Annotated in this window: 17 protein-coding genes; 6 read left to right on the forward strand and 11 right to left on the reverse strand. The window is 62.7% G+C overall.

What is annotated here, in order from left to right; genetic code table 11:
- The first annotated feature begins 7 nt into the window (after positions 1 to 7).
- On the forward strand, positions 8 to 838 hold the full coding sequence (mutM, locus tag PQR53_RS32115; protein WP_323046206.1) for a bifunctional DNA-formamidopyrimidine glycosylase/DNA-(apurinic or apyrimidinic site) lyase: 831 nt from the start codon (positions 8 to 10) through the stop codon (positions 836 to 838).
- A 6-nt stretch (positions 839 to 844) separates the two neighbouring features.
- Positions 845 to 1960 carry an A/G-specific adenine glycosylase gene (gene mutY, locus PQR53_RS32120; RefSeq protein WP_408463320.1) on the forward strand — a complete coding sequence of 372 codons (1116 nt, stop codon included), beginning with the start codon at positions 845 to 847 and terminating at the stop codon, positions 1958 to 1960.
- Between the two features lie 27 nt (positions 1961 to 1987).
- Here mutY and PQR53_RS32125 read toward each other — a convergent pair whose 3' ends face one another.
- From PQR53_RS32125 to kdsD, 11 genes are all read right to left on the reverse strand, one after another.
- Positions 1988 to 2620: an LON peptidase substrate-binding domain-containing protein gene (locus tag PQR53_RS32125; protein ID WP_408463323.1), complete on the reverse strand. Its 633-nt coding sequence runs from the start codon at positions 2618 to 2620 to the stop codon at positions 1988 to 1990.
- 39 nt (positions 2621 to 2659) lie between these two features.
- Positions 2660 to 3553: an RNase adapter RapZ gene (gene rapZ / locus PQR53_RS32130; RefSeq protein ID WP_408463326.1), complete on the reverse strand. Its 894-nt coding sequence runs from the start codon at positions 3551 to 3553 to the stop codon at positions 2660 to 2662.
- A gap of 135 nt (positions 3554 to 3688) precedes the next feature.
- Positions 3689 to 4657 (reverse strand): HPr(Ser) kinase/phosphatase, encoded by a 969-nt coding sequence (gene hprK / locus PQR53_RS32135; protein ID WP_007179412.1) that lies wholly within the window; start codon positions 4655 to 4657, stop codon positions 3689 to 3691.
- A gap of 176 nt (positions 4658 to 4833) precedes the next feature.
- Positions 4834 to 5349 carry a PTS sugar transporter subunit IIA gene (locus tag PQR53_RS32140; RefSeq protein WP_179735937.1) on the reverse strand — a complete coding sequence of 172 codons (516 nt, stop codon included), beginning with the start codon at positions 5347 to 5349 and terminating at the stop codon, positions 4834 to 4836.
- Positions 5350 to 5634: 285 nt separating this feature from the next.
- Complete coding sequence (hpf, locus tag PQR53_RS32145; RefSeq protein WP_179735939.1) at positions 5635 to 5991, reverse strand: ribosome hibernation-promoting factor, HPF/YfiA family; 357 nt, start codon at positions 5989 to 5991, stop codon at positions 5635 to 5637.
- A 250-nt stretch (positions 5992 to 6241) separates the two neighbouring features.
- A complete protein-coding gene (locus PQR53_RS32150) occupies positions 6242 to 7759 on the reverse strand; it encodes an RNA polymerase factor sigma-54 (protein ID WP_323048194.1) in 1518 nt (505 codons plus the stop codon).
- A 185-nt stretch (positions 7760 to 7944) separates the two neighbouring features.
- On the reverse strand, positions 7945 to 8730 hold the full coding sequence (gene lptB / locus PQR53_RS32155; RefSeq protein WP_179735943.1) for an LPS export ABC transporter ATP-binding protein: 786 nt from the start codon (positions 8728 to 8730) through the stop codon (positions 7945 to 7947).
- A complete protein-coding gene (lptA, locus tag PQR53_RS32160) occupies positions 8727 to 9398 on the reverse strand; it encodes a lipopolysaccharide transport periplasmic protein LptA (protein WP_408463331.1) in 672 nt (223 codons plus the stop codon). The genes lptB and lptA overlap by 4 nt, the downstream gene beginning before the upstream one ends.
- Before the next feature lie 20 nt (positions 9399 to 9418).
- Complete coding sequence (gene lptC, locus PQR53_RS32165) at positions 9419 to 10027, reverse strand: LPS export ABC transporter periplasmic protein LptC (RefSeq protein ID WP_408463334.1); 609 nt, start codon at positions 10025 to 10027, stop codon at positions 9419 to 9421.
- Positions 10024 to 10584 carry a KdsC family phosphatase gene (locus tag PQR53_RS32170; RefSeq protein ID WP_408388204.1) on the reverse strand — a complete coding sequence of 187 codons (561 nt, stop codon included), beginning with the start codon at positions 10582 to 10584 and terminating at the stop codon, positions 10024 to 10026. Before PQR53_RS32170 ends, lptC begins: the two co-directional genes overlap by 4 nt.
- Entirely contained in the window at positions 10584 to 11567 is a 984-nt protein-coding gene (gene kdsD, locus PQR53_RS32175) for an arabinose 5-phosphate isomerase KdsD (protein WP_408463337.1), read from the reverse strand. Before kdsD ends, PQR53_RS32170 begins: the two co-directional genes overlap by 1 nt.
- 160 nt (positions 11568 to 11727) lie before the next feature.
- Between kdsD and PQR53_RS32180 the strand changes: the two genes are divergently transcribed.
- From PQR53_RS32180 to PQR53_RS32195, 4 genes are all read left to right on the forward strand, one after another.
- Complete coding sequence (locus PQR53_RS32180; RefSeq protein ID WP_179737436.1) at positions 11728 to 13731, forward strand: monovalent cation:proton antiporter family protein; 2004 nt, start codon at positions 11728 to 11730, stop codon at positions 13729 to 13731.
- 140 nt (positions 13732 to 13871) lie between these two features.
- Positions 13872 to 14438 carry an adenine phosphoribosyltransferase gene (locus PQR53_RS32185; RefSeq protein ID WP_408463340.1) on the forward strand — a complete coding sequence of 189 codons (567 nt, stop codon included), beginning with the start codon at positions 13872 to 13874 and terminating at the stop codon, positions 14436 to 14438.
- Positions 14439 to 14483: 45 nt separating this feature from the next.
- Complete coding sequence (locus PQR53_RS32190) at positions 14484 to 15098, forward strand: LysE family translocator (protein WP_408463342.1); 615 nt, start codon at positions 14484 to 14486, stop codon at positions 15096 to 15098.
- A 90-nt stretch (positions 15099 to 15188) separates the two neighbouring features.
- Positions 15189 to 16067, forward strand: coding sequence for an NUDIX hydrolase (locus PQR53_RS32195; RefSeq protein ID WP_408463344.1), 879 nt, complete (start codon positions 15189 to 15191; stop codon positions 16065 to 16067).
- Positions 16068 to 16142: the final 75 nt, after the last annotated feature.

The raw sequence follows: 16142 nt of genomic DNA on the forward strand, positions 1-16142 counted from the left end.
GTTAGACATGCCAGAGTTGCCAGAAGTTGAGGTTACCCGAAGGGGGATCGAACCGTATGTGTCCGGCCGCAAGGTTGAGCGCGTCGATGTGCGCACGCCCACACTGCGTTGGCCGATTCCAGCGGACCTTGCGAAAACCTTGCGCGGCAGCGTGGTGCGCAAGGTCGAGCGGCGAGGCAAGTACCTGCTGTTCGAAATCGACGCCGGTTGGTTCATTGTGCATCTCGGCATGACCGGCACGCTGCGGGTGCTGCGCCATGTGCCGCATCCGCCGGCCGCGGCGAAACACGATCACGTCGACTGGATCTTCGACGAATTCATTTTGCGCTATCGCGATCCGCGGCGCTTCGGCGCGGTGCTATGGCATCCGCGTGAAGCCGGCGACGTGCTCGAACATCCGCTGCTCGCGGGCCTCGGTGTCGAGCCGTTTTCGCCGGGATTTTCCGGTGCATTGATGCACAGGCTCACGCGCGGTCGAAAGGTGTCGGTGAAACAGGCTCTGCTGGCGGGGGAGATCGTGGTCGGCGTGGGCAATATCTACGCCTCCGAAAGCCTGTTTCGCGCCGGAATTCGGCCTACCACCGCGGCGGGCCGGGTCTCGCTCGTGCGTTACGATTTGCTGGCGGACGCGGTGCGCGTCACGCTCGCCGCAGCGATCGAGAAGGGCGGCAGCACGCTGCGCGATTTCGTCGGCAGCGATGGCGAAAGCGGTTACTTCCAGCTCGACTATTTCGTCTATGATCGCGCGGGGCTGCCATGCCGCGTGTGTGGAACGCCGATCAAACAGATCGTGCAGGGGCAGCGTTCTACCTATTTCTGTCCCACCTGCCAGCGCTAAACTTCAATGCCTTCTCGTTTAAGCCCGTCCGCCCAGTCTGTTGCGCCTGCTTTCGCGGTCATGTCTGATTTTTCCGCGCGGCTGATTGCGTGGCAGCGCCGGCATGGCCGTCATGACCTGCCGTGGCAGAACACGCGCGACCCGTATCCCATCTGGCTGTCGGAAATCATGCTGCAGCAGACCCAGGTGTCGACGGTGATTCCGTACTACGCAAAGTTTCTTGCGCGTTGCCCGGATGTTGCGTCGCTCGCAGCCGCCCCCGCGGACGATGTGATGGCGTTGTGGGCCGGCCTCGGCTATTACTCGCGCGCCCGCAATCTGCATCGCTGCGCGCAGGTGGTGGTCGAGCAGCATGGCGGCGCGTTTCCGGCGTCGGCCGAGGCGCTCGCGGAATTGCCGGGCATCGGCCGCTCGACCGCCGCGGCGATCGCCTCATTCGCGTTCGGCGCGCGCGCGACGATTCTCGACGGCAACGTGAAGCGCGTGTTGGCGCGAGTATTCGGCGTAGAAGGTTTTCCGGGCGAAAAGAAAGTCGAGAACGCGATGTGGACGCTGGCGGAATCGCTGCTTCCGTCCAACGCATCGGACGACGACGTCAGTGCGTACACGCAAGGGCTGATGGATCTTGGCGCCACGTTGTGCGTGCGTGGCAAGCCGGACTGCCTGCGCTGCCCGTTCGCCGCCGACTGCGTGGCCAACGTCACCGGACGTCAGCGCGAACTGCCCACGGCGCGGCCGAAGAAAGCTGTGCCGACGCGCCGCACGTGGATGCTGGTGCTGCGCGACGGTAACGCCGTGATGCTGGAAAAGCGTCCGCCGTCGGGCATCTGGGGCGGCTTGTGGAGCCTTCCCGAAGCCGCCGACGAAGCCGCGCTCGCCGAGCGTGCGCGCGCCTTCGGCGGCGACGGAGCGGTCTCGCCGCTCGCACCGCTTACGCACGTCTTCACGCATTTCAAGCTGGATATCGAACCGCGGCTCGCTGAACTGGATCGCGGGGTGGGCGCATTGGCCGCATTGGGCGACGCGGACACCGCATGGGTCGCGCTAAGCGATCTCGATTCGTTCGGTGTGCCCGCGCCGGTGCGCAAACTGCTGGATGGTCTGCACGGCTCGCTGCTCTAGTAAATCTCGAGCAAAAAGCACGTCAAATCAAAGCAATTGATGCTGCTGCATATAGTGATGAACCACGTCGATCCGCGCGCCGGCGTCCTGCAATTCCATCAGTTTTTGCCTTGCACGAAGGGCGATCGGCAGCACTTCCGCAAGACGGTTCGACACCCATGACGGATCTTCCAGCCTGAACGGCTCCGCGAACGGCAAACTGTCCGGATCGCGCTCGCGGATCGTTGCGATGATCCGTTCGAGCACTTCCGCGCACGCGCCGAATTTGGCCAGTTGCTCATTGCCCTCGAGGGGGACGTCTTCTCCGAGCGGCTCCGCCATGCCGACCAGCAAACCGCTGCTCTCCACGCGGTGAGACAACAGGCGAAACCGCCGCGTGCCGCGCGTCCGGATTAGCAGCATGCCGAAGGCTTCGACATCGCACTCTTCGATTTCGGCGAGACATCCCACTGCTTCCGGCACCGAAGGCTCTTCTTCGCGCGCGACTTCCGCCCCGCTTTTCAGCAGACAGACACCGAACGGCGTTTTCTCACGCAGACAGTCGCGCGCCATATCGAGGTAGCGCGCTTCGAAGATTTTCAGCGGCAGCAGCCCATCGGGAAACAGCACCGTATGCAGCGGAAACAGCGGTACATCGGCAAGCACAGTAGAAGAAGACATGGCGCAACGCTTCGAGTTGAGGCCGCGCGATGCGGCCGGTTAAGCCACTAACTTCGATGATTCGCCGGCATGAACCGGCGCATCGCGGTGCCGCACAATGACATTTGCCGAAGTTGCGAGACGCGCGGCTAGCGTCTCCGCAATGAACACCGAGCGATGCTGGCCGCCCGTGCAGCCGATCGCGACCGTCAGATAACTACGGTTGTCGTCGCGGAAATGCGGCAGCCATTTGACGAGAAACTTTTCGATGTCGCCGATCATTTCATGCACAACCGGCAGTGCATCGAGAAAATCCATCACCGGTTTGTCGAGGCCCGTGAGCGGCCGCAATTCATGATCGTAGTACGGGTTCGGCAGCGTGCGTACGTCGAAAACAAAATCGGCGTCGAGCGGCACGCCGCGTTTGAAGCCGAACGACTCGAACATCAGCACGAGCCCCGAATCTTCCTGCTCGATAAAGCGTTTGACCCATGCACGCAGCACGTTCGCGCGCAGATTGCTGGTGTCGATCTGATGGCCGAACTCAGCGAGGCCCGCCACGAGTTCGCGTTCGCGTTCGATCGCTTCCGCAAGCGACGTCAGCAGGCCGACGTCGGCGTCATGCGCGGTCGAACCGGATAGCGGATGGCGGCGGCGTGTTTCGGAGAAGCGTTGAATCAGCGACTGCGTGCTTGCATTCAGGAAAAGGACGCGCACGTCGTGCGAGCGCGAGAGGTCGCGGATCATCGCGGGCATTTCGTCGAGCGAGGCGCTCGAGCGCGCGTCGATCGCGACCGCGAGGCGTTCCTGGCCGTCGTCGGCGAGATAGTTGGCGAGTTGCTGCAGAAAACGCGGCGGCAGATTGTCGACACAGTAATAGCCTGCGTCTTCAAGCGCGTTCAGGGCAACCGACTTGCCGGAGCCGGAAATACCGGTGATCAGGATTATGCGCATGGAGTCGAGAAATCCGTACAGTTCATCATAGCATCTGGTCCCGTGCGCGTGGCGCCGCAGCCTGCCGTTGGCTGCGGGCCCCATGTGCCGTGGAGTACTGCGGAGTACCGCGGCGGGTGGCCGAACGTCGCGGACCTAGATCAATTTGCCGGGAAACTGGCTGTCCGGGTCCTGCATGGCGAGGCGCTGGCGATCCATGAAGTCGCGCAGCGTGTCGATGCCGCGCAGTTGCAGGATCGTGTTGCGCACGGCCGCTTCGACCAGCACCGCAAGGTTGCGGCCGGCCGCCACCTGAATCGTGACTTTGCTGATCGGCAAGCCGAGCACGTCGACGGTTTGGCTTTCCAGCGGCAGCCGCTGGAATTCGCCATCGGGACGGCGCACCAGTTGGACGATCAGTTTCAGCTTCATTTTGCGGCGCACCGCGGTTTCACCGAAGATCGTCTTGATGTCGAGCAGGCCGAGACCGCGCACTTCGAGCAGATTTTGTAGCAGCGGCGGGCAGCGTCCTTCGACGAAATCCGGACCGAGGCGCACGAAATCCACTGCGTCGTCAGCGACGAGGCCGTGGCCGCGGCTGATCAGTTCCAGCCCGAGCTCGCTCTTGCCGAGGCCGGAATCGCCGGTGAGCAGCACGCCCATGCCGAGAATGTCGAGAAACACGCCGTGCAGCGTGGCGCGCGGCGCCAGAATGCGCGACATGTAGAGGCGCAAGCTGTCGATCACCGCTGCGGCGGACATCGGCGTGGTGAAGAGGGGGGTGGACGAGCGCGTGCAGCGCAGCACCAGTTCCGGCGGCGCGGCCACGCCGCCCGCCACCACCAGAAACGGCGGTTCCAACGCAATCAGCTCGGCCATGTGGCGCGAGCGGTCCTCGTCGGTTTGGCGCTTGTAGTAGTCGATTTCGGCGTCGCCGAGCACCTGGATCCGGTTCGGGTGGATCAGGTTCAAGTGGCCGACAAGGTCGGCGCTCGACGTGGCATTGGCGACGGATTCCGAAGAAAAGCCGCGCTCCCAGCCTTCATGCCCCGTCAGCCAGCTCAGCTTCAGCGTGGCGGCGTTGTCGTCGAAAATGCTCTGGGCGTTGATGCTGGACGTATCCATGAGTCAGTGACTCCAGTGTGGGCCGCTTGCTCGGCAAAGGGTGCGCTCGCGCTAACGCGGGCCGCGAACTTTGCCTGACTGTACCCGCGCGCAGGTGGATAACCGGGCAAACGAGCGCGCGGTTAACTGGGCGTACGAGCGGGCAAACGATCGGCGTGCGGATAACCGCCGATACGTCAAGGTTGCCACTGAGTGAGCAGCCGATGCAACGAATCGCGGTCTTCTTCCGTGTGCAGGCGCTCGCGGGTCTCGCGATCGGACAGCAACTGAGCGATTTCCGAAAGGATTTCGAGGTGTTGCTGGGTGGCCTGCTCAGGTACGAGCAGGAAGATCAGCAGCGAGACCGGCTGGCCGTCGGGTGATTCGAAGGGAATGGGTTCGGCGAGGCGGACGAACGCGGCGAGCGGCTGCTTCAAGCCTTTGATCCGGCCATGCGGAATCGCAACGCCTTCGCCAAGCCCAGTCGATCCGAGGCGCTCACGCGCAAACAGATTGTCAGTGACCGTGCTACGGGCGATGCCGTTCTGGTTCTCGAAGATCAGGCCCGCTTGCTCGAATACGCGCTTCTTGCTGGTGACCGATAGTCCGACGACGACGTTCTCGAGGGGAAGAAATTTGGCTAAACGATTCATGTTGACAGGCGAAAACGTGGCCTGGGTTCTCCTCGCTGGGGCGTTTGAGTGGCGTTCCATTCGTTTGATGCTCACGGCGCCGCGCGTTGAAGTCCGAAAGCGCAGGACTCTGGCCGACCGACTTCCGTTGAGCTAACTTGACCCCGATGGTAACCGGAACATTATAGAACAGGGTAGACACGGATGGTGCGGCGCGCCATCAATGCATTATGGGTTTATTTGAAGCGTCGGTCCGTACCGCGTTGAGCGCTGGAAGGGGCCGGGAAACGAAAAACCGCCCGGTCTCGGGCGGCTTTGCTGGTTAAGGGAAACCGAAGGAAACAAACGAAACCCTTCTAATTTTCCTTACTGCGGCGGCACATCGAGTTGCGGCGCCGGTTGATACTTGATCGCATCGTGCTGATGGCCTTGCAGGCGATCCTTGTGACGTATGACTTGTCGGTCAAGCTTGTCGATCATCAGATCGATCGCAGCGTAAAGGTCGCTGTCACAGCTCTCGACAAAGATGTCCTTGCCCTTCAGATGGAGGTTGATTTCCACCTTTTGCCGCTTTTCCTTTTCCTTATGGTTGTCGACCGAGAGGACCACACTGCCGTCGATTACCTGATCAAAATGTCTTAGCACCCTATCCAGTTTGGTGATCACGTATTCGCGCAACGCAGGCGTTACTTCGAGGTGGTGTCCACTGATCTGCAGATTCATAGTGCTTCTCCAAGCTAGAGGCCGCTTGTTCCGCACGATGACGAAGGTCCGGTCGATCTGTCGGCTTGCCTGAGTCGCCCCCCGGTGACTGACTTCTGGCAGGTCGCATCGGCCGGCCTGTCCGCCAACTTGCGGAGCGGCCGGTAAATGCCCGTCGCGGGAGACGACAGGCTCAATAAAACGCCGGGCCGCCCCAAGTTTTCTCCCCCCCTTCGGGGGACCTGGCGCGAAGCGACAGGATGGGGGCGCGCTAGAGAGACTTGCGCAGGTTGACTGCTGGAATCTTGAGTGCTTCGCGATACTTCGCAACGGTGCGCCGTGCGACCACGAAGCCTTGTTCCGCCAGCAGTTCGGCTATGCGGCTGTCTGAAAGAGGAGATTTTGGGTTTTCCGCTCCTATCAGTTGCTTGATGAGCGCGCGAATGGCCGTGGAAGAGGCCGCGCCGCCCGTGTCAGTCGAAACGTGTGATCCGAAGAAGTACTTAAATTCAAGCGTCCCGAATGGGGTCAGCATGTATTTACCGGTTGTCACACGTGAGACTGTTGACTCGTGTAGGCCCAGCGTATCAGCAATTTCCCGCAAAACCAAGGGGCGCATGGCAATTTCGCCATGCACAAAAAAGCTCTTCTGGCGCTCCACAATAGCCTGTGCAACCCGGAGGATGGTCTCGAAACGTTGCTGGATATTCTTGATCAGCCAGCGAGCTTCCTGCAGTTGCTGGCGCAACGATCCACTGCCTGGATCGCCCCGGTTATTGCGCAGAATATTTGCGTAGAGATGGTTGATGCGCAGCTTCGGCACGACTTCCGGATTCAGTTCCGCCTGCCAGCCCTGTGCCGTTTTGCGCACCATGATGTCCGGCACGACATAGTCCGCTTCCGCCTTGCCGTAAGCCGCGCCGGGAAACGGCTCGAGCGAGCGGATCAGCACATGCGCATCGCGTAAATCGTCGTCGTTCGCCTTCAGGTGCTTGCGCAGGCGCGTGAAATCGCGTGCCGCGAGCAATTCCAGATGATGGGCAACGATGTCGAGCGCAAGCGTGCGCGTAGGAGATTGTTCGAGCCGCAGCAATTGCAGCTTGAGACATTCGGACGCGGAGCGCGCGCCAACTCCCGCCGGGTCGAAGCTATGCAGCAGCGCAAGCGCGGCGTTCATTTCGTCGAGATCGACTTCAAGCTCTTCGGGCAGGTCGGTCAATACTTCGTCGAGCGTGGCGGCAAGATAGCCGTCATCGTCGAGCGATTCGATCAGGAAGGTGATCAGTGCGCGGTCGCGCTGGCTTGCCTGGGTGACGCGAAGTTGCGCCATCAGGTGATCGCGCAGCGAGGTGCTCGATTCATGGATTTGCAGCGGCGGCAGATCGTCGTCGTCGGAGGCATTGCCGGAGCGGCCGTAGTCGCCGAGATCCCATTGCGACGCGTCGCCGTTGCCATCGCTGGCGAGGCCGTTGTATTCGTCGACACCCTGCGGCTCGCCGTTCTCGGCGCGCTCGCTGCTGCTGGTGGACGAAGACGACGTATTGCCGCCCATCTGGTCGGGCGGCGCGGAGGAGTTGGGCGACTGCGCGATCAACGAACCGTCAGCCGCCACGCGCAGGGGACTCGCGATCCAGTCGTCCTCATTCTCAAGGAGCGGATTCTGCGAGATCGCCATTGCGACTTCCTGCTGCAGTTCGAGCGTGGACAGCTGAAGCAGCCGGATGGACTGCTGCAGTTGCGGGGTCAGCGCAAGATGCTGCGATAGGCGGAGTTGGAGGCTGGCTTTCATGGCAAGTTGAGATTCATTGTAGAGAGTTTGCCACGACCGCGATACCTTGCGACACTCGCAATTACGCGTGCGCCCGTTTTCGGCGGCGCTGGGCGCAAGACGGCCCAGGTCAAAAATGCTGATGTGCGGATGCCGCAAAAGCGCCGGCGGATGCGCACGCGCACCGCCGGCAGTCCCTTGTGCACTTACATGCGGAAGTGTTCGCCCAGGTAGACGCGCCGCACGCTTTCGTTTTCGATGATGTCGCTCGGCGCACCGGCGGCCAGCACGCTGCCGTCGCTGATGATGTAGGCGTGGTCACAAATGCCGAGGGTCTCGCGCACGTTGTGGTCGGTGATCAGTACGCCGATATTGCGCTGCTTCAGAAATTTAACGATCTTCTGGATTTCCAGCACGGCGATTGGATCGACACCCGCGAATGGTTCGTCGAGCAGAATGAAGCTCGGATTGGTGGCGAGCGCGCGGGCGATTTCAACCCGCCGACGCTCGCCGCCCGACAGCGACAGCGCCGGATTCTCACGCAAGTGAGCGATCTGCAGTTCGTCGAGCAAGGCTTCGGTGCGGCTCGTGATGGTGTCCTTGGTGAGCCGCTTGCCATTGTCTTCGTGCTGCAATTCCAGCACCGCGCGAATGTTTTCCTCGACGCTGAGCTTGCGGAACACCGAAGCTTCCTGCGGCAGATACGACAGACCCAGCGACGCGCGCTTGTGAATCGGCAGCAAGCTGATCGATTTGCCGTCCAGATCGATTTCACCTGCATCGAGCGGCACAAGGCCGACGATCATATAGAACGAGGTGGTCTTGCCGGCGCCGTTGGGGCCAAGCAGGCCGACCACTTCGCCGCTTTTCACGTCGAGCGAGACGTCTTTGACGACCGTGCGCGAGCCGTAACGCTTCTTCAGATTGCGGACCGCCAGCGAACTGCTGGTGCCGGCCGGTTTGCGATTGGGGAGGGACGCGGAGGAACTCACTGGTTCGGTGCTCCCTGGATCGTGGTGGACGGCGCGAGCGTGGCCGACGCGCCGTTCAGCGGTGCAGCGCCGCCATTGCGCGGCGCCAGCATCGCGCGCACGCGGCCGGTCGGGTTGCCCGGGCCGGCGACGTCCTTACCCGCTTTCGCAGTGTAGAAGTCGTTCTGCCCGTCATACGTGATGACGCTGCCGTGCACCTGGTCCATTACCGTCGAGAGCCCTTGCAGGCGCTTCACGGTGGCGTTTGTGGTGAGCGTGGTCAGGTCCTGCTTGCCGTCGTAGTCGATACGAACGGCCGTACCCTCGATGTATTCATCGAGGCCTTCGCGCTTCTGGCGGAAATACGACAGACTGCCGCCAGTCGACGTGCCGGTGGCGTACTGATAGCCCTGCGGGTCTTGCGTCACTTCGACCCGATCGGCCTTGATCACGATCGTGCCTTTGGTGGCGACCACGTGGCCGGTGAAGATGTTGACCTGTTTGAGGTCGTCGTAAGTCATGTTGTCCGCTTCGATGTTCAGCGGCTTGTCCTTGTCGGCGCGGTCGGCGTGCGCGAGCGGCGCGAAGCCGGCGAGCGGCAACGCGACAATCAGCGCAGCGAGTCCGGCGCGGCACGCGGACAGGGTGCGCGAGCGGCCGGTATCAAAACGGGGGAACGATTCGTTCATGCAGTCACGCCTGGAATGGATTACCCGGGTTGCTTGGGCGAGCTGACGGAGCCTTCGGACGCGGCGATCGCGCCCTTCACATTGCCGAACAGCTGCATCACCCGGGTGACGTTGTTGTAGTTCATGCCGCTGGCAGTCATCACAGACATGCCGCGCTGAAGTTTAACCGGCTTTTCAGTCTCGATGACATCGTCGTTGACCAGCACCCTAAAATGCTGCGAATCCGCTTGCATCTGCGGATCGCCGTTCCCGGCGGCGCGCAGGATGCGCGCGTTGTCGTACAGATCGACGATCGAGGCATCGCCGTTCACCTTGCCGGTGTCGCCGGTCGCGGTGACGATCGGCTTGCCGGGCTGAAACGCGCGCATGGCCGGCTTGACCAGGTCGCTCAGCTCGTCGTCCTCGTAATGGATCAGAGACTGGGCGGTCAGGCGGTATTGCGTCGAGCCCGATTGATCGAGTTCGGAAACCGAGAAGCTGTCCGCGAAGTAGTCGGGCGTGTGCTCCTTGGGGCGCACCACGCTTTCGTTCTGCCGTGGCAGCGTGGCTTGCAGAAGCCACCACGTGATGCCGGCGAGCGCCGCCATCGCGACCAGCGGGATCAGTGAAGTCCAGCGAAACTGATTCATCCGACGAGGCCCCGCTGTTCGCCGCTGCAGGCTGCCGCGAGCAGCGCTTCATATTTGTGCTGCGCGCGCAGCAGAGTGTCGCAGACTTCACGCGCCGCGCCGTGGCCGCCGCGTGCCTCGCTGACCCAGTGGGCGCGGGCGATCACTTCAGGATGCGAATTGGCCGGCGCCGCCGCGAAGCCGACCTTCAGCATTACGCCGAGATCGACCCAGTCGTCGCCCATATAGCCGCATTCTTCCGCCGTCAGGCCGGTTTGTTTCAGCAGGTCCGCGAACGCCTGGGGTTTGTCTTGCACGCCCTGATAAACGTGCGCGATGTTCATTTCCTTCACCCGCGCCGCGACGATGCCCGACTTGCGCCCGGTGATGATCGCGGTTTCGATGCCGGCCTGACGCAGCAGCTTCATGCCGTGGCCGTCCATCGAATTGAACGCTTTCATCGTGTCGCCTTCCGCCGTGAACAGCAGACCGCCGTCGGTCAGCACGCCGTCGACGTCGAAAATCATCAGCTTGACGCGGCTCGCGCGTTCAGTGGCGGTAAGGGGAGCGACAGCCATCAGATCACCTTTTTCGAGAACAGGTCGTGCATGTTGAGTGCGCCGATCAGCTTGCCTGCTTCGTCGACGACCAGCATCTGATTGATGCGGTGGCGCTCCATCAGTTCCACGGCTTCGACGGCCAGGTGATCCGGACCGATGGTGCGCGGGCCGGCGGTCATCACCGAGGCGATCGATAAATTGCGGAAGTCGCCGTCGCGTTCGAGCACACGGCGCAAGTCGCCGTCGGTGAAAATGCCGGTCACGTGATCGTCGTGGTCGACGATCGCCGTCATGCCCATGCGCTTGGCGGTCAACTGGAACAAGGCGTCGCGCACGGTGGCGTCAGGCGTCACCTTCGGCACCTGGTCGCCGGTACGCATCACGTCGCGCACATAGGTCAAAAGACGCCGCCCGAGCGCGCCGCCCGGATGCGAGCGGGCGAAATCGTCCCGGCCGAAGCCGCGCGCGTCCAGCACCGCGACCGCGAGCGCATCGCCGAGCGCGAGCGCGGCGGTAGTGCTGGCGGTTGGCGCCAGATTCATCGGACAGGCTTCTTTCGACACGGCAGAATTCAGGTGCACGTCGGCCAGTTGTGCGAGACTCGACGACGGACGTCCCGTCATCGCAATCAGCTTCGCGCCGAGCCGCTTGATGAGCGGCAGGATCGCCACGAGTTCTTCAGTTTCACCGGAATTGGAGAGCGCGAGGAATACGTCGTCTGCGGTGACCATGCCGAGGTCGCCATGACTGGCTTCCGCCGGGTGAACGAAGAACGCCGGTGTGCCGGTGCTGGCGAGCGTGGCCGCCAGCTTGCGGGCCACGTGGCCGGATTTGCCGATGCCGGAGACGACCACGCGCCCACGGCAACCCAGGATGAAGTCGATCGCCCCGACGAAACCATCGTCGAGTTGATCGCGAAGCGCGCGTACAGCGTCCGCTTCGATGTCGAGCACGTCACGAGCGAGCGCGAGTGCCCGGTCGCCATTGATTTTCGCTATCATTCGCGGAGTATAGCAAAGGCGCTTGTTCGCCGCGCCGGGCCTGCTGTGCCAAGCCACTGCCTTTAATGCTGTTTCTAACGGCCCCACAACCTTGTCGCACGATGTTAGCGTGCGCGGTTCCGCTGACGAACGAGGACGCTTTATCGATGCGTTTCTGCCGATGATTTCCCCGCTGGAAATGACACTGTTCCTGCTGCTGGCTTCAGTAGCAGGGGTGGTGGTTTTTCGCTTTCTGAATCTGCCGCCGATGCTCGGCTATCTGACGGTCGGCATCGTCGTCGGGCCGCACGCATTCGGTTTGATTCCCGACTCGGTGGGCGCGCAAAACCTTGCTGAATTCGGCGTCGTGTTCCTGATGTTTTCCATCGGGCTGGAATTTTCGCTTTCCAAACTGCGCTCGATGCGCCGGCTCGTATTCGGCCTCGGCCTGTTGCAGGTGATCGGCACGATCGCCGTGGCGGTCACGCTCGGCTTCGTGCTGGAACGGTGGGTGCATATCACGTGGCAGGCGAGCGTGGCGCTGGGCGGCGCGTTGGCCATGTCGTCGACGGCGATCGTCAGCAAGATGCTGGCGGAGCGGCTCGAGATCGAAACCGAGCATGGCCGCAATATCTTCGGTGTGCTGCTGTTCCAGGATCTGGCGGTGGTGCCGCTGTTGATCGTGATCGCCGCGTTGGGCGGCGATTCGAAAGACCTCGTCAGTTCGCTCGGCGTGGCGGCCATCAAGATCGTCGTGGCGTTGGCGCTATTGTTAATAGTGGGGCAGCGCTTCATGACGCGCTGGTTCAACGTCGTGGCGCGGCGCCGCTCGCAGGAACTGTTCATTCTCAATCTGTTGCTGGTGACGCTCGGTGCGGCGTTCATCACGGACAAATTCGGGCTGTCGCTTGCGCTCGGCGCGTTCATCGCCGGTATGTTGATCGCCGAGACGCCGTACCGGCATCAGGTGGAAGAGGACATCAAGCCGTTTCGCGACGTGCTGCTGGGCCTGTTCTTCGTCACGACCGGCATGCTGTTGAATCCGCGTGTGATCTGGGAGCATCCGTTCATCGTGCTCGGTTTCCTGGTGGGCCCGATTCTGCTGAAGGCGGTGATGGTGACGGGGCTCTCGCGCCTGTTCGGTGCGTCGCCGGGTGTCGCGATGCGCACCGGTATCGGCCTCGCGCAAGCAGGCGAGTTCGGCTTCGTGCTGCTGAATCTGATTCTCGACAAGCATCTCGTCGACGCCACACTGTTGCAGGCGATTCTCGCGGCAATGCTGCTGTCGATGCTCGCCGCGCCGTTCATGATCCAGAACGCGGATCGAATCGTGCTGAGGTTGTCGTCGACTGAATGGATGATGCAGTCCTTGCAGATGACGCGTATCGCCACGCAGAGTTTGAAGCAAAGCGGCCACGTGATCATTTGCGGTTACGGCCGGGCCGGGCAGAATCTGGCGCGCATGCTGGAGCACGAAGGTTTGTCGTACGTCGCGTTGGACCTGGACCCCGATCGTGTACAGGCCGCGGCGACCGCGGGTGAGTCCGTGGTGTTCGGCGACGCGGGGCGGCGCGAGTCGCTGCTCGCCGCCGGTATCCATCGCGCGGCGGCGATCGCGATTACCTACGCGAACACGCCGTCGGCATTGCGCGTGCTGCACAATATTCACGAACTGGAACCCACGCTGCCGGTGATCGTTCGTACCGTCGACGACGCCGATCTGGAAAAGCTGCTGGCCGCCGGCGCGACCGAGGTGATTCCTGAAATCGTCGAAGGCAGCCTGATGCTGGCTTCGCATACGCTGGTGCTGATGGGTGTGCCGATGCGCCGTGTGGTGCGGCGGGTCGAGGAAATGCGCGACGAGCGCTATGCGCTGTTGCGCGGCTATTTCCACGGCGCGGACGACATGGAAGACGACGACGGCCACGAACAGGTGCGGCTACAATCGGTGCCGGTCGACGAAAACTCGGACGCGGTGGGCCGAACGTTGGCGGAACTGGGCCTGTTCGATCTGGGCGTTGAAGTGACGGCAATTCGGCGCCACGGCATTCGCGGCGTCGAGCCGGACCCGTCCACCAAGCTGCGCGCGAGCGATATCGTGGTGTTGCGCGGTCTGCCCGAACAGTTGGCCGAAGCTGAAGAGCGGCTTTCGAAGCATCGTCGCGCGGGGGCCGCCGCGGCCTGACGTGGATGGCCGGCGTGGCGGGATTTCGCCGGACCGGCGTTGCCGAATGTGCCTGAGCCGGCGAACTGGCCGCCCGCACCTCGCCGGCCGCACCTGATTTCGCATTTCATCGGACCTGTCGAGGTCCATCCGGAGACACCATGTCCAACGCGCTCGCGAGCGCGCCGCTCGATGCGGCCGACTACATCAAAAGCCACATCCGCACGGTGCCCGACTGGCCGCAGCCGGGCGTACAGTTTCGCGACATCACGCCGCTTCTGCAGGAGCCGAAGTCATTGCGCGTGCTGATCGATCTGTTCGTGCAACGCTACATCGACGCGAAGCTCGACTACGTCGCGGGGCTGGACGCGCGTGGTTTCATCATCGGACCGATTCTGGCTTACGAGCTGAACCTCGGGTTCATTCCGATCCGCAAGCAGGGCAAGCTGCCGTACAAGCGGGTCGCGCAATCCTATGAGCTGGAATACGGCACCGCGACGGTAGAAATTCACGAGGACGCCTGCAAGCCGGGCGATCGCGTCGTGATCATCGACGACCTGATCGCTACCGGCGGCACGATGATGGCCGGCAAGATTCTGCTCGAGCGGCTCGGCGCGGTCGTGGTTGAAGGCGCGGCGATTATCGATCTGCCTGAACTCGGCGGCTCGAAGCTGCTGCGCGACGGCGGCCTGCCGCTCTATACGGTGACCGAATTCGGCGGCCATTGAGCGCTGGATACGAACGTCTTCCTGCTCCTGAAGAAGGTAAGAACAATGCCCAACTTCCTGTTGTTCCTCGCGACCTCGATCGCCATCACCATGGCGCCCGGCCCCGACAATCTGCAGGTGCTGGCGCGCGGTATTTCGCAAGGCCGTGCGGCGGGTCTCGTCGCCGCGCTCGGATTTGCCGCCGGCATCACCTTTCACACCACGCTGGCTGCGCTTGGCGTGGCCGCCTTGCTGCGTTCGTCGCCGGTTGCATTCGAAGTGATCAAGCTGGCCGGTGCCGCGTATCTGATCTGGATCGGCATCAAGGCGCTGCGCAGCCAGGGGCTCGCCACGGCGCACGAGCGCGCGCCGCAACCGTTGATGGCGGTGTTTCGTCAGAGTGTGCTCGGCAATCTGCTGAATCCGAAGGTGACGCTGTTCTTCGTCGTGTTCCTGCCGCAATTCGTGCAGCCGCATGGCACGCAAAGCGTCACGGTGCAGATGCTCGAACTCGGCGTGCTGTTCATGTTGCAAACCGTGGTGGTGTTCTCGCTGTTCGGCGTGTGCGCAGGGATGATCGGCGGCTGGCTGAAGCGCCGGCCGCGCGTGGGCGTGTGGCTCGACCGCCTCGCCGGCACGACGTTCATCGCGATTGGGATTCGGGTTGCGTTGCGTGATTGATCGAGGCGGCCGATACGGTTGGCACGGCCGACAGCAAACAACACGGCTGACAACGATTTAGCGCGACCGAAGAACAGTTTGGAGCTTTAAATGACTTTGCCTTGCATTACCGCCGCGCGGCGCTTCGACGTCCACGCGCATCTGCCGTTCTGGATCGACGTCGAACAGGTCGGCTGGATTCGTTCGGCCGATGTGCCGTTGCTGACGCGCTGGCCCGATGTGTTCGAAATCGACGGCACGCGCGTGACGCTCGCGCCTTCCTTCAATACGGTCGATCTGCGCAGCGCGGCGCTCGGTTCGGTGATCGGTGCGCTTGCCGCCGAGGGCCGCATTCCCGGCTGGCGCAACGAGACCTACGCGATCCGTAATGCCTTCGACGCGCCGCCGCTCGCCTACATTGAACGCGCAGCGTCGCGCTTCTTCGGCACGATGACCTACGCGGTGCATCTGAACGGCGTCGTAGAATATACGGATAGTGCCTCGCGGGAGGCCGCCCCGCGGATGGCCGCTCCGCAACTCTGGATCGCGCGCCGCAGCGACACCAAGGCGACCGACCCGGGTATGCTCGACAATGTCGTGGCAGGCGGGATCGGCTGGGGCTTTGGCATCGAGGCAACGATCGTCAAGGAATGCTGGGAAGAAGCCGGCATTCCCGAGGAGATCGCCGCGCGCGCCGTGGCTGGCCGCACTGCACATGTGCTGCAATCGTTGCCGGAAGGCACGCAGGCCGAGCAGATTTTTATTTACGATCTCGCGCTGCCGGCCGATTTCGCGCCGCGCAATCAGGATGGCGAAGTGGGCGAACACCGGCTCGCGCGCATCGACGACGTGGCGCGCTGGATCGAGGAAGGCGCGATGACCGTGGATGCGAGTCTGGCCACGCTGGATTGCCTGCTGCGCCGTCGCTGGATCGATGAGGACGCGTGTGCGGGCATCGAGACGCTGTTCGGGCCGCCGGTGCTTGCGTAGGCGCATAGGCGCTGATGGCGCGTTAGCAGGCGCATAAGCGCATAAGCGTTAATGACGCGCTAGCAGGCGTTCCGC

Origin of the sequence: Paraburkholderia fungorum (assembly GCF_046027605.1) — a bacterium.
Classification (GTDB): Bacteria; Pseudomonadota; Gammaproteobacteria; order Burkholderiales; family Burkholderiaceae; genus Paraburkholderia; species Paraburkholderia fungorum_F.